At 32.3% G+C, this 13,281-nt stretch carries 12 protein-coding genes; 1 reads left to right on the forward strand and 11 read right to left on the reverse strand.

All coding sequences use genetic code 11. The annotated features are described in order from the left end of the window. The 4 genes from IJE13_RS02215 to IJE13_RS02230 all read right to left on the reverse strand — a co-directional run. Positions 1-2,040: cation-translocating P-type ATPase (locus IJE13_RS02215; protein ID WP_292776538.1), on the reverse strand; the 2,040-nt coding region annotated here is incomplete at its 3' end. 382 nt (positions 2,041-2,422) lie between these two features. Next, the gene (locus tag IJE13_RS02220) at positions 2,423-3,244 is read right to left on the reverse strand and encodes a nicotianamine synthase family protein (RefSeq protein ID WP_292776540.1); all 822 of its coding nucleotides are present in this window, start codon (positions 3,242-3,244) and stop codon (positions 2,423-2,425) included. Between the two features lie 335 nt (positions 3,245-3,579). Further along, the gene (gene mch / locus IJE13_RS02225) at positions 3,580-4,545 is read right to left on the reverse strand and encodes a methenyltetrahydromethanopterin cyclohydrolase (protein ID WP_292776542.1); all 966 of its coding nucleotides are present in this window, start codon (positions 4,543-4,545) and stop codon (positions 3,580-3,582) included. A gap of 237 nt (positions 4,546-4,782) precedes the next feature. Beyond that, entirely contained in the window at positions 4,783-5,535 is a 753-nt protein-coding gene (locus IJE13_RS02230; RefSeq protein WP_292776544.1) for a hypothetical protein, read from the reverse strand. Positions 5,536-5,807: 272 nt separating this feature from the next. Between IJE13_RS02230 and IJE13_RS02235 the strand changes: the two genes are divergently transcribed. Next, the gene (locus tag IJE13_RS02235; protein WP_292776546.1) at positions 5,808-6,440 is read left to right on the forward strand and encodes a flavodoxin family protein; all 633 of its coding nucleotides are present in this window, start codon (positions 5,808-5,810) and stop codon (positions 6,438-6,440) included. Positions 6,441-6,661: 221 nt separating this feature from the next. On the opposite strand, the gene IJE13_RS02240 is transcribed toward IJE13_RS02235, so the two are convergent. The 7 genes from IJE13_RS02240 to IJE13_RS02270 form a co-directional block, all read right to left on the reverse strand. After that, on the reverse strand, positions 6,662-7,210 hold the full coding sequence (locus IJE13_RS02240; RefSeq protein WP_292776548.1) for a DUF2115 domain-containing protein: 549 nt from the start codon (positions 7,208-7,210) through the stop codon (positions 6,662-6,664). A 13-nt stretch (positions 7,211-7,223) separates the two neighbouring features. After that, complete coding sequence (locus tag IJE13_RS02245; protein WP_292776550.1) at positions 7,224-7,349, reverse strand: hypothetical protein; 126 nt, start codon at positions 7,347-7,349, stop codon at positions 7,224-7,226. A gap of 213 nt (positions 7,350-7,562) precedes the next feature. Next, positions 7,563-8,192 (reverse strand): sister chromatid cohesion protein PDS5, encoded by a 630-nt coding sequence (locus tag IJE13_RS02250; protein ID WP_292776553.1) that lies wholly within the window; start codon positions 8,190-8,192, stop codon positions 7,563-7,565. A gap of 738 nt (positions 8,193-8,930) precedes the next feature. Further along, positions 8,931-9,332, reverse strand: coding sequence for a hydrogenase iron-sulfur subunit (locus tag IJE13_RS02255; RefSeq protein ID WP_292776556.1), 402 nt, complete (start codon positions 9,330-9,332; stop codon positions 8,931-8,933). Positions 9,333-9,347: 15 nt separating this feature from the next. After that, the gene (locus IJE13_RS02260) at positions 9,348-10,499 is read right to left on the reverse strand and encodes a Coenzyme F420 hydrogenase/dehydrogenase, beta subunit C-terminal domain (RefSeq protein ID WP_292776557.1); all 1,152 of its coding nucleotides are present in this window, start codon (positions 10,497-10,499) and stop codon (positions 9,348-9,350) included. Positions 10,500-10,512: 13 nt separating this feature from the next. Further along, the gene (locus tag IJE13_RS02265) at positions 10,513-11,589 is read right to left on the reverse strand and encodes a molybdopterin-dependent oxidoreductase (protein ID WP_292776559.1); all 1,077 of its coding nucleotides are present in this window, start codon (positions 11,587-11,589) and stop codon (positions 10,513-10,515) included. Between the two features lie 724 nt (positions 11,590-12,313). Beyond that, positions 12,314-13,270: a methionine synthase gene (locus tag IJE13_RS02270; RefSeq protein WP_292776561.1), complete on the reverse strand. Its 957-nt coding sequence runs from the start codon at positions 13,268-13,270 to the stop codon at positions 12,314-12,316. Positions 13,271-13,281 lie beyond the last annotated feature (11 nt).

Here is a 13,281-nt window from a genome sequence, read left to right on the forward strand (position 1 = left end):
ATAAGCTTCACAACTTTGTCTATCCAATGCATGCTTGTGAACGTGCATATGCTTTATGCCGCTTTCTGTCTTGATTTCATCAATTATCTTGATTCCATCATGGGAATGTGAATGCTCGCCATCATTGTGGAAATGATAATGGCTGTGTTCCACATTTTCAGTATCTATCTTCTTTATTGAATCGTCGAATTTTCTGTCATAGAGCAATGCAGCATTCAATACGACAAGACATGAACCTGCATTATGAACAATAGCACCGGTTACCGGATTCAAGAGCCCCAATACGGAACAGACAATGGCCGCTGCATTGATTGCCATTGAAATTATGATGTTTGCCTTGATTGTAAACAAGGTTGAATTTGAAAGTTTCTTAAGATATGGAATCTTGCCTATGTCATCCCCTAAAAGTGCAATGTCCGCCGCTTCTATTGCAACATCACTTCCAACTGAACCCATTGCAACGCTTACATCAGCAGTCTTAAGTGCAGGAGCATCGTTTACCCCATCTCCAATCATACAGACTTTCTTGCCTTCCGCTTTAAGCCTTTCAATCCAATCAAGCTTTTCTTGAGGGAGCAGATTACCATATACCTTTCCGATTCCAACCTGAGAAGCGAAATAATTAGCAGTTTCAGTATTATCTCCAGTGAGTAATATAGTCTCAGTTCCTAAATCATGCAAGTTTTTAATCATATCTTTAGAATCTTCACGTATTACATCAGATAATCCGATTAAACCTATTACTTCATCATTTAATGCGACAACAATTGAAGCTTTTCCTTCATGTTTCAACTGATTCAATATGGAATCAACATTTACATCAATATTGTTTTCTGATAGAAATTTGGAGTTTCCTGCATATACCTGACCATAAGAATTTTTACAGCTTACCCCTTTTCCAGGATACATATTAAAGTCTTGTGGTTCTTCAATATCAATTTTAGCTTCTTTTGCCTTTTCAACAATAGCCTTAGCCAATGGATGCTCGCTTAATTTCTCACAGGAGGCAACTATGTTCAAAACATCCATTTCATCCAAATCATCTTTTAGGGATATAATATCTGAAACCGCTAAATTACCGTAAGTCAAAGTACCTGTCTTATCGAAGACCAGGGTATTCAATCCGCCTAATGTTTCAAGGGCCTCACCAGACTTAATCAATACTCCATATTTTGTTGCCTGGCCGATGGCTGCCATAATCGCTGTTGGAGTTGCAAGTATCAATGCGCATGGACAGAATACAACAAGCACTGTAACTCCCCTTTCAACATTTCCGGTTATTAGCCATGCGGCAATTGCAATGAACAATGCTACAGGAACAAGCCAAGTTGCCCATTTGTCTGCAATCCTTTGGGTTGGAGCCTGCTTCTCATCAGCGGCCTTCACAAGGTCAATCAGTTTTTGGAGTGAGGAATTTTCTCCTAAACTGGTAGCCTTAATGTCGATTGCACCATACATATTCATGGTACCGCAGAAGACTTCGTCCCCCACTTCCTTATCAATCGGCAAGGATTCACCAGTCATGATTGACTGATCAAGAGAGGTGGTACCATTTATAATTTCTCCATCAACAGGTACGCTTTCACCAGGAAGAATTCTTAAGATATCTCCGATTTTAATGTCATCAACAGAAATCATCTCTTCCTTGCCGTCTACAATTCTTCTACCTGTCTCTGGAGTTAGATTAATAAGATTTCTCAATCCTTTTTTTGCCCTTTCAACTGTCCAGTCTTCCAAAAGGGCACCTAAAGCCATAATCCATGCGACTTCTCCTGCAGCGAATATCTCACCAATGAGTAGTGATGCAACCATGGCTATTGCAATGAGGAGTGCAGATGAAACCCATTTTTCACGAATCAATCTGGTCATAGCCAAGAGGAGCATTGGAATACCGCTTATTATCACAGCACCCCATGCAGGGTTCAGGTAAATTGGAACATCAATTCCAAATATCATGAATATGATAGCAATCAAGAGAAAAATACCTGAAATTATGGTCATCTTCAAACCAAACAGGTAATCGGTTATTTCATCAATCATAAAGACACCTTCTTTGAAAATAATTTTTTAGAATTTTAATTGCAAATTTTACCTTTACCAAAATTTATTAAAAATTAAAAAGTATTACTTTTTTATAGTTTTTTATACTTTTAGTATTACTAATTATAATTTTATGCAATTAAATATATAAAAGTTATTACTTTTTTTAGGTTTATTTATATACTAAGTATTACTTTTTGAAAAATCAGTGAAAAATTTAATCAAAAATAGCTTAAAAAAAATAGAGAAAATAAAAGTAAAAAAATTTAAAAAATTATGAGAATTATGAAAAATATAAAAAATTAATAAAAAATATAAGAATTATAAAAAATTTAAAAAAAATTAAAAAAGAGAAGTAAGAATTAAAATTAATTAATTCCATTTAAACAATTTTTCTAATTAGAACAGAAGTATTGTTTGTTTTTCCTCTTGGGAGCAACATGACTTCCTGATGGAATCCTCTTGTGTCCTTATCAGTTACCGGAGAGTAAAGAATGGCTCTCATACCAGTATAGGTCCTGTAAAGAACAGGAGTCTTTTCATCAACAACATCCCAAACATTGGCAAACACTCTGTCTTTAGGTTCAGCAAAGGCTGCAATCATCAGGATATCATAATCCAAATCTGCAATGGTCTTTTCAGTGCCAGTTACAATTTCAATACCCTCATCAAGTTCTAAGCGTTTTAAAACTTTTCTTGACAATTCTGCAACCTCTGGGTCTTGTTCAATGCCTATGCATTTGCACCCAGTCACCATATTGAACATAATTATGGTTAATGGCAATGGTCCACTGCCTAGGAATACAAATGTCTTGTTTTCATTGAAATTAGCCAATTGCCTTTCATTATCTATAAGGCCAATGTACCTGTCATAGAAATGGAAGGAATCCAAAGCTTCCTTAGGATTTTCAGACTCCAATATTGTCAAAGCGTTTTCCCTTTCCAATCTTGCACCGATATAGACATAAAACTTACGGATCAATTGCAACGCCTTGCTCATCTTCTCATCATCAAGAATGTGCTTTGCTGAGTCAAAGTCTATCTCCTTATCGTGAGCAATCACTTCAATCTCATCTAATACCTTTTTAATCTCTTCAATGTCAGTTCCATCCAAAGCGGATATGCCTTCATTATCCAGATCACCGAAACTGGAAAGTTTATTGGCAATTTCTTCAATTTTGCCCCAGTATTTATAACAACTCATTTAATCACAACACAAAAATTTAGAATAAAGCTCTTAAATCTATCTGAAATTTCTAAATTTAATACTTTATATTTAATAATTATTAATATAATGCATAAAAATATTTCTAAAAAAAGTAATACTAAATTGCTTATTTTAAGTTAAAAAGTATTAATTATTATAAAAATCAGTTTTTATTTTAATACGAATGAAGAATAATTGATTTTAAAAAGTAATGCTATTTGCATTAAAAAATAAAGAAAAATTATAAAAATAATAAGAATAATGGAAAAAAAGAAAAAAGAAAATAGCTAAAATAACTATTATAATTAAAGTACTAAGAATAAATACTAAATTTATTCAATACCAAAGGATTTCTTAAGCAAGTCAGCGTTAACGAATCCTTCTTTGTATAATTTGCCGGTGGTCAAGTCGTTGATGACAACTTCAGCTGGTGCAAACATTCCTTTGTCGATTTGGTAGAAGTCAAATCCTGCGTCTTTAAATACGTCAAAGAATGGTTTACCGTATCCGTCAGCTGCGGAAGATGGTAATTGTGCTGCAACTGCTGCAATGTCGTCTCCTTCTTCAGATTTGACATAGTAGTAGGTTCTTCCACCGAATAAAACTGCATCGTTGGTCTTGCCCATAGCTTTTAATCCATCTGGGTCGATAGGAGCGATTGGTGCAATACCTGCTGCATGTACAACTTTCTTAACATCGAACTTTAAGAATTCCAACATCTTGTAGGTACCGTTTTCTACAACTCTTCCTGCAATTTGGATGGATCCAACCAATGAAGCGGTAGGAGCTACAAGCAAGAATACGTTTGCTACATCTACACCACATTCATCTGCAATATATTGTGCTACATCTTCACCAGGCAATACGTCAGCTTCTAAAGTTAAGATTGCGAGGTCAGCTTCATCTTTATAATCGATTTCTTCATAGGTTTCAGCTGGTTTTAAGGACAATGCTCTAGCTGGACCGGAACCTAATGCAAAGAACTCACCTACAGAAACGGACCAACCTGCTTTTTGAGCACCTAAAGTGGAAATAGCTGGGAAATCGGTTTTTATTTTTACAGAAGGCAAAGCGAATTTTTCAGATAAGTCTCCAGGAATTGAAATGCCTACGTCAGCTAATCCTCCAAGACATACTTTAGTATATAATTCACCTGCTTTAAAACTACCAGCAACATTCACACCGCAGTCAATGACAGTTGCACCATTTCCTAATTTGGAAACAGCAATGTTAAGGTCGTCAGCTTTTTCAATCATTACATCTACAGTTTTTTTAGCTTCTAAATTGACACTAACCATAGTTTAACCTCAATTAAAATATATTTTAATTTATAATTAGTTTATTCAAATAAAAATAATTAAATTGATTTAAAAATATTGATTTAAATTGAATTTACTTATTGATAATGAATAAAATATTATAATGATATCTTTAATTAACTAACTATTTAAAATTTTATAAAATTATTCCAGTTTAAAATGTTTCATTACACCTTATATTTAAGCCAGCTCCCACTTCAAAACTAACTAAAAAGATCAATCATCCTTAAGGTCTTTTATCAGATTTTCAAGATTCTCGAATTTTTCATCATAACGATTTAGTTTACGATTGAAGTGAGCGATTAGAATTGCAGCACTTAAAGTGGCTGTAGCTGCTCCGGATATGATATAACCGCTCCATACCAGAAAAATACTGATGATTTTTCCTACGACACTTTCACCTGTAATCGCATACCCATTACTGGTAAATGCATTAGACACCATGACCAAAGCGTTTAACGGATCCTCATTCTCGACAAAGAGAGTTAGGATAAAAGTGATAAAGATTATTGAAAAGAGCAGAAATATTGATTTTCCAAGATTATGTTTTGTTGTGAATGTCTTGAATTTATCATATAACATTTTCATAATGTATAATAATGCAGGAATACGTATAAAATCCCAGTATTCAATTACGGACTCTCCAAACAGTAAAAATGCAATTGATGCAAGAGGGATTAAAAACACGATTAATATTTTGCTTTTTTTAGAGCCATCATAAATGTTTATTCCAATATACATTGAACATATTATATCTATCACTGAATTAAACACATAAAACTCAGGACTGTTATGCATGATTATATCATTATCAAAAAAGAAGTTTACGATTGTTACAAACAGAATCAGAATTAAAAGCAGATAATAAAACTGCTTTAATGTTTTTATTTGTTCATCCGGCAGATACTCGTGAGGATTTAAAAAGAAATTTACCTTATGAAGGATTCTGTCCTTTAAAGTATATCCCATCAGAAAAATGATTCCAAAAATTAATAATGAAACTATTATCTGAAAAACTAAATAATTATTATTCATATGACCACAGTTTTTATTTTCTTTTTTTATTTTGTTTTTTATTCTCTTATTTTTACTTTCTTATTTTTATTTTAAATAGTTATTTATGATTTAGAATTTAGTATTAAGAAATGTGGAATTAAAAATAACAATAGTTAAATTAAATAAACAATAAAAAAATAACACAACTAATGAATTTTTTTTTACAAATTTTAAAAGGAGATGAAATGGTTAAAAAAATAATAGCTGTTAATGCAGGACCAAGAAAAGGATGGAACACTGACACATTAATCGATGAGGCAATAAGAGGGGCGGAATCTGCAGGAGCAGAAGTTCAAAAGTTCAACTTGTTCCGTTTGGAAAAATACACAGGTTGCGTTTCATGCTTCGGATGCAAGAAAGAGAAATATAAAGGAAAATGCATACGCAAAGACGGCTTGACAGAAGTATTGGATGCTATTCGTGAAGCTGACGGCTTGATTATCGGATCTCCAAACTATTTAAGTGAAATGACCGCATCATTTAGAGCACTTTATGAAAGATTGGTATTCCAGAACCTGACATACAATGCTGAAACTCCATGCTGCAATGAAAATCCAATTCCAACATTGCTCATCATGACAAGCAATGCCCCTGATACAATGTATGTGGAATTGCTTGAGAAATATCAAAACATATTCAACGGCTTTGTAGGGCCTACTGAAGTCTTTGTATCTGGAGAAACACTTCAGCTTAAGGATTACAGCAAAACAGATTGGCCATGGTTCTTCAATGCTGAAGAAAGATATGAAAGACATGAAAAGATTTTCCCAAAAGAAAGAGAAGCTGCTTTCGAAAAAGGAAAAGAATTAGTTAAATAATTGATGAAATCGAAGAAGCTTTCAAGCTTATGGATGAAAAACCAAAAGACTTAATCAAACATATCACTTACACAGATGACTTATAGATTGGTCTTTTATATTTTCTTTTTTTATTTTTAATTTCTTTATTTTTATTTTTTTCTATTTTTTATTTAAACTACTATTTTCTTATTTTAAAATAAATTAATATTCTCTTATTTTAAAATAAAATTAATATTTTCTTAAAATTCCAATTGTTCTGCAATGCACATTTTACAGACTGCATTAGGAGAATCAGCATTTGCCTCCTTTACAGGGCAATAATACTTCCCATCTATTTCCTCTACATACAATGAACCTGGAAATGGAGTTCCCACAGGATGTATTGGCTCTTCAAGAATAAAAGTAGTGTATAGTGATATGATAGCATAAACCAAAGGAAATTTTGTTTTATGGCTTAATGACTCAGAATCCTCATAGGATTGCAATGTAGCCACTGCATCTATAAACTCATCCTTATCGATTTTATGAGTATAATGATTATTATTGGCCCTTACTTCATTTAAGCGAGCTAAAAAGTATTTTGCATATATTCCATGACTTTTCTTTTTATAGCTGTCTTGAACATACTTGCTTTCCTCAATCAGTTCTGCATTGATTTCCATCAAGTCAAAGACAGATACTGTTCCTGCATAATCCTTTAATACCTGTAAAAGAGCATCATTGGATATGCTATCCTCTCCGATAACAACATTTGAAAACTCCTTATACATTTCCTCATTTATAGTCATGAAATCACTCCAATCAATTTAAAATAAATACGTCATCCCCAGTGTCAATCAAATAGTTTTGAAGGCTAGCGCGATATTTGACTGATGGATCAAAACTTTCCATTCCTTCTTCGCCACCAAATGCAAAAGGCTGTAGCATAAATCCGTTTTCGTATGTTTTTATAGCAATGATTTAATGTTAAAACCTCCTTGTTTTTTAATTTTATTTAAGGAGTATTTAATTATATGCTTGGTTTTGGTCGTTAATTAATAACTGTGTCAAGTAATTCTGTTTGCCAATCATCTTGCATAATTATCATTAATCTATTTTTTATAGTATATGTTGTTTTTTCATTTCCATAAAACTTTATGGCTAATTTTCTTCCAATGCATTTTTTGTAATTCTAACTGCCCCTTTGGAGTGAATTCTAACCACTGGATGCTCATCATTTTCGCCAATCCATTCCAATTTATCCAAATAAGGTTCAACATAATGATGTTTCCTTTTTCCTATCACCCTAAACATTTCAGGAACTTCCATTCGAACCTTTTCATTTGAATCGCTGATCATTTCATAAAAGATGTCCAATTTTTCACAAAACAATTCAGGAGCATTTGTCCCTATATTCTCACATGCCCAGATGAATGAAAGTCTAACTGCAGCATCTTCATCTTCCCTTGCTTTCATAAGCTTATCCAAATATGGAATTGCAAGCTCTTTATCCGCTCTGCCGATTCTTCCCAATGCATTTATAGACCTTTCCCTAAACTTTGGATTCTCATTTTCCAAGTATCCTGAAATCTCCTCAATGTGGATTTTAACTAAATCCGGATATTGAAGTCCCATCTCCCCAAGCATCCATAATGCCTTTGCCCTGACATTATCTGAATAATTATCATTCAACTTAAGAGCAATTTCATCAATGTGACCTTTCCAATTTTCCTTATCCTTTTGAATGTCTCTTAATTCCTTCAATATCTCTTTTTCATCTTTTTTAAGCATTATTTAACCCTATATTCTTTGTAAATAAAGATTGAAAGAACAGTTAACTCAACTCTTTCTTCTATTTAAACTATTTAAAAATACTAATATATGCTTTTTATCAAAGCTTCTGAATATAATTTCTGAATAAAAATTCTAAAAATAATTATGATAAAAATCTAATAATAATAAAAATTTTAAAAAAAGTATTACTAAAAATGGAAAAATATGCAAAAACTTAATAATCAATGATTATAAAAATAACTTTACTAAAAAAAGCTCTTTAAAAAATCAATTTTATTAAATGACATATTTAATAAAATTCACTTTTTCAATTAAAATTAATAATTAAATCTAAAAAATGAATAAATTCAAATTATAGATTTAATTATGAGCTAAATTAATTTTAATTGAGATATAAGAAGATTTGGCATATTTAAATTAAATTTGATAAATATTACTGGGGAGTAATACTAAATTGATTTGATTTGTAAATTAATTTAAATATTATTGATTTGATTGTCAAATCTTCTTTTTTTTCGTCTGAATTTCGAGAATAAAAACTTTTTTTGTTTTGTTGTTTTGGAATTAGAAAAAAACAATATGGTTTTTACTTTTTTTACACTAAACTTCTTTTAAAGTATATGAAGTTTTTTTAATTCTTGAAATAACTATCCATTATTTCAAACAGGATTTACAATTAAAAAAATCTTTTTTTAAAATTCAAATAATTGTTTTATTATTGTTCAACAGTCTAAATTACTTATTTCTTGGTCCAAGTTGACTAACCGTATTATAGAACTCTTTCATGGTCCTTTGGAATTTTTCACCTTCAGAAGCTGAAATCCATTCAAATCTGAATCGCTCCTTGTCAATTCCAAATTCCTCTATGATGTCTTTAGTCATCAATGCCCTTCTATTCCATTTGTAATTACCTGCATCATAGTGACAATCACCTATATGGCAACCGCCTACGAATACTCCATCGGCACCTTCTTTAAATGCCTTAAAGATCATAGAAGGATTGATTCTTCCAGAACACATAACTCTTATAATACGCACATTAGGAGGATATTGCATACGTGCAGTACCTGCAGTATCAGCACCGCCATAACAACACCAATTACAACAAAAACCTACTATTTTAACATCTTCTGCCATAATATTCAACTCCTATTAAAAGTCTTCTTTCATTGGACTGTATAATGGAGGCTTTTCATCCCCAATACCTGCAAGATATCCAGTTTGGCTTTCGTATTTCTTTTGCAATTTATGGAATAGCTTAGATACTGGAATTTCCATTGGACATACGTCATCACATTGACCGCAATTTATGCAGCTTGGACTCATATGAGATAATCTTACACCATGGAATCCTAATGGATCAGGAGGTGATTGCGGGTCATCCTTAAAGTAAGGCTTTTCAAGTTCACATTCATGACACCAGCAGATAGGACAAACGTCACGGCAAGCAAAGCATTTTATGCATTTGTTCCATTGGGCTTCCCATTCCTCAAGGGATAGGCCATCATCCAATTGTTTGCCAACATTTCTATTACCCATCTTAATCATGATGTTTTCAACTTTGTCCCTCATTTCTAAAGCCTTTTCAGAAGGTGCCTTGGTTTCAATGAATCCTTCTGCAATAGCTCCATCAATTATTTCCTGACCTTTTTCAGTGTTGATTTCAACAAATGTCCAACCAGGTTCGCTACCCCAGTTACCACATGCAATGTCAGCATTACGAGGAACTTTAAGTTCACATCTTTGACAGTTGTCACGACGTCCGTAACCTTCCTCTTCCAAGTCATCAATCTTGATTCCGATTTCTTCACCATCATCAAGCTCAATGATGAATTTACCTTTGTCAATTTCTTCCTTAACGACTTTAGAAGGGTCAACCTTATAGAATTTTTCGATCATTTCCTGTGCCATTTCTGGCCTTACTGTACCACCACAGTTCAAACCGACAGTGATGATCTTATCACCATCAATTCTGTGTCTTTTAACCAATTCATTAATAGCCTTTGCATCACATGGCTTAACTGCAACAGCTATTCTTTCATCAGCTAAAAAATCAGAAATCAAGTCACTTACCATTGTAGGTGCACAATGCAAGGAACCGCATGTTTCAATGACTTCTTCTGCACTGGTTAAAAGTCTTGGAACACCATCATAGACATCAATGCCCTTATTAAGAGTCAATACTCCATCAACCAGTTCATTAGCTAATAAATATTGAAAAATAGAACTTACTGCTCCTCCACATGCTCCACTATCAGTTATTTCATTAGCCTTACTTTTAGCAAGAATTAATTTTTCACTCATTTTATCACCGATATCAAGCAAGCTCATTGAATATTTCCATTTCGCTTATATTATCATTTTCACATTCAACAGATATGTCAAAGCATTGTTCCAGACCTTCACAGTTAGTGAAAGTACCACATTTTTCCGCCCAGGATTTTCCAGGGAGAATGACATCTGAGAGTTGAGCAAAACGATTGTTTTCACTGGAAATATTTACAATGAAACCTTTTCCTTTAATGTCATCTTCAGATATGTAATCCAATGGATTATCTTTAACGACAATAAGTACTTTAGAGTCATCAATAATGTTCTTTATCTCTCCTTCGTCCCATGAATCCAATCTGTTCATTGCACCTTTCATGTTAGGTGCATTGAAAACAGGCAATAGCTTTGCACCGGTATCGGCAGACAATGATTCCAATAATGCAAAGTCATCCTTGCAACAGATCTTGTTTGCAATGATTATTGAATTTTCATCCAAATTGCCTTTTACAGCATCTATCTTATCTTCAAGATGACCGTCAAATTGAATGAATTCATCTGCATTCAAAGAAGTGATGGATTTTTCCACATCATCTAAATTAACGAGGCATGCGCCATTTTCTTTAGATATGACTATTCTTCTAGCCAATAAAGGATTTTCCCTATAAATGTCCCCAATAGCCAATATGGTGTTTGCACTTGCTATATCATCATAGCTTGCTACATCAGCTGAGAAATTAGGGAAGTTATATCCATAAAATCCTATTTTTTCACAACCAAAGCCATCAGCAAATTCTTTAATCTTATCAAGCTCTTCATTAGTGCTGTTACCGGAACAGATAATGGCTAACTCACTTTTATCTATGGAAGCTAACTGGTCTTTAACAAGGTTTAAGACAGTTTCACAGTCAGATCCCTCAAGTTCGCCATTTTTCACTATTGAAGGTTCCTCAATTTGATTATCAAATTGCAGGATGGAATTTCGACCGTTTAAACAATTTTTTCCTTCATTGATAGGATGTCTCTTATATGGATAGGTTCCAACTACTGCTCCATCTTTTGAAACAATATTCAAACCGCATCCTACAGAACATGAAGGACATATTGTATGTTTTATGTCTAACATAAAATTCTATCTCCAAAATTTTATCAACCAGATATAAAAATATATCTTAATTAAAAATTATTCTCTTATTACTTAATTATCAAAATAATACGTTTTAGTAATACAATTTTCAAAAAAAGGAATGTAAAACCTTTTAAAATGAATATTATACCATAAACACTTAAATTTTAATAAATAAGCGAGTGTGATTAAAATAAAAAAATCACACTTTTTATATATTTAGTAATACTTATTTAAACATTTTGAAAAAATAGCTAAAATTTAAATCGATTAAAACGGATATTTTTAAAAAATAATTCCATATTTAAGTTAAAATTAGAATAAAAGATAAAATTGACAATAAAAGTTAATTTAATCCTTTAAAAATTCTCAATTTTAAAAAAGTAATAATTTTATTAAAAATAATTTTTCATTATATAAAATTTAATCACTAAAAATAAATTTAAAGACTTTATTTATTAAAATTAAGATTAAATTAATCTATTTTAAGGAAATAATAAATTTTTAATTGTTTTTTTAGAAATAAAGCCAATTTTATTGGATATAAAAATTAGTAATACTTTTTTTAAAATTTGTATTAAGTAATACTTTTTTTACAATTCGTATTATTGAAATAAGTGTGAAAAATAAGTGTAAAAATAAGTGTAAAAAATTAAAAAAAATGAAAAACTAAAAGGAGAAAATAGAATAAAAAAGTGAAAAGTGAAAAATAATCTAAAAAGAGTTAATTAAACTCTTTAGCCAAATCAGAAATTATTTTTAGCTTTTCTTTTGCAATTGGAATATCCACTTTTCTAAGTCCACAATCAGGATCAAGAAGCATATTTTCCTTGCCAACTGCTGCAATTCCCCTTTCGACCAAAGCTTTAACTTCCTCTTTGTCATCAACAGCATTTACAGCAGAATCAACACAACCAAATCCTAATTTCTTGCCTTTAAGCAAATCAGCATTTCCTTCTAGAATGCCAATATTCACATTGTTTCCTGCAAATTCACAATCTAAAATATCAATAGGAAACTTAGCAATATCCTTAAAGCATCCATCAAGATTACCGCAAACGTGCATTCCCATAGGCATTTCAATGCCATCGGTAAGGATTCCTATCGCTTCTTTTGCAACCTTCAAATCAACCATACCAGTAGATAAGAATGGCTCATCTATTTGAACATATTTTGCTCCAGCCTTCTCTGCTGACTCCACTTCACGTCTTAATGCATAAGCGCAATCAATGATAGCAGGATTTCGCTCCTTGTAAAATGATTCAACTCTTGAAGAGTGGACAATTGTGGAAGGTCCTGTCAACATAAGCTTGACTCCCTTTTTGCTTGCCTCATCCTCACTCATGTTCCTATCCTTAATCTCTTTTTTAAGGACATTTAGAGCAAATTTCAAGTCCTTGATCATTATATCAACTTGAGGGGCCCTTATCTTGGATACAATGACAGAGGAATTCATTTCATATGAGAATCCTGGAATATGCTTTACAAAGGAACCTACCATATCCCCTCTTGGCTGACCGTCCCCTATAATGTCTATTCCACAGTCCAATTGCAGTTTGACTGCCTCTTCAATAGCTATCTTATATGGATCATACAATCCAATTGAAGACTTTATCTTTTCACCAAGAGTTTCAGGTTCCTTCAAATCAATCCCAAAACTACCTACAACAGTTGTAATCAAATAATCACCAT

The sequence above is a fragment of the Methanobrevibacter sp. genome (genome assembly GCF_017410345.1).
Taxonomy (GTDB): domain Archaea; phylum Methanobacteriota; class Methanobacteria; order Methanobacteriales; family Methanobacteriaceae; genus Methanobrevibacter.

What these genes read in the sequence shown, in the direction of transcription:
- IJE13_RS02220 (WP_292776540.1), bottom strand. Translation starts at nt 3,244, where the DNA reads ATGAGTTGTTATAAATACTGGGGCAAAATTGAAGAAATTGCCAATAAA.
- mch (WP_292776542.1), bottom strand. Translation starts at nt 4,545, where the DNA reads ATGGTTAGTGTCAATTTAGAAGCTAAAAAAACTGTAGATGTAATGATT.
- IJE13_RS02230 (WP_292776544.1), bottom strand. Translation starts at nt 5,535, where the DNA reads ATGGGATATACTTTAAAGGACAGAATCCTTCATAAGGTAAATTTCTTT.
- IJE13_RS02235 (WP_292776546.1), top strand. Translation starts at nt 5,808, where the DNA reads ATGGTTAAAAAAATAATAGCTGTTAATGCAGGACCAAGAAAAGGATGG.
- IJE13_RS02240 (WP_292776548.1), bottom strand. Translation starts at nt 7,210, where the DNA reads ATGACTATAAATGAGGAAATGTATAAGGAGTTTTCAAATGTTGTTATC.
- IJE13_RS02245 (WP_292776550.1), bottom strand. Translation starts at nt 7,349, where the DNA reads ATGCTACAGCCTTTTGCATTTGGTGGCGAAGAAGGAATGGAAAGTTTT.
- IJE13_RS02250 (WP_292776553.1), bottom strand. Translation starts at nt 8,192, where the DNA reads ATGCTTAAAAAAGATGAAAAAGAGATATTGAAGGAATTAAGAGACATT.
- IJE13_RS02255 (WP_292776556.1), bottom strand. Translation starts at nt 9,332, where the DNA reads ATGGCAGAAGATGTTAAAATAGTAGGTTTTTGTTGTAATTGGTGTTGT.
- IJE13_RS02260 (WP_292776557.1), bottom strand. Translation starts at nt 10,499, where the DNA reads ATGAGTGAAAAATTAATTCTTGCTAAAAGTAAGGCTAATGAAATAACT.
- IJE13_RS02265 (WP_292776559.1), bottom strand. Translation starts at nt 11,589, where the DNA reads ATGTTAGACATAAAACATACAATATGTCCTTCATGTTCTGTAGGATGC.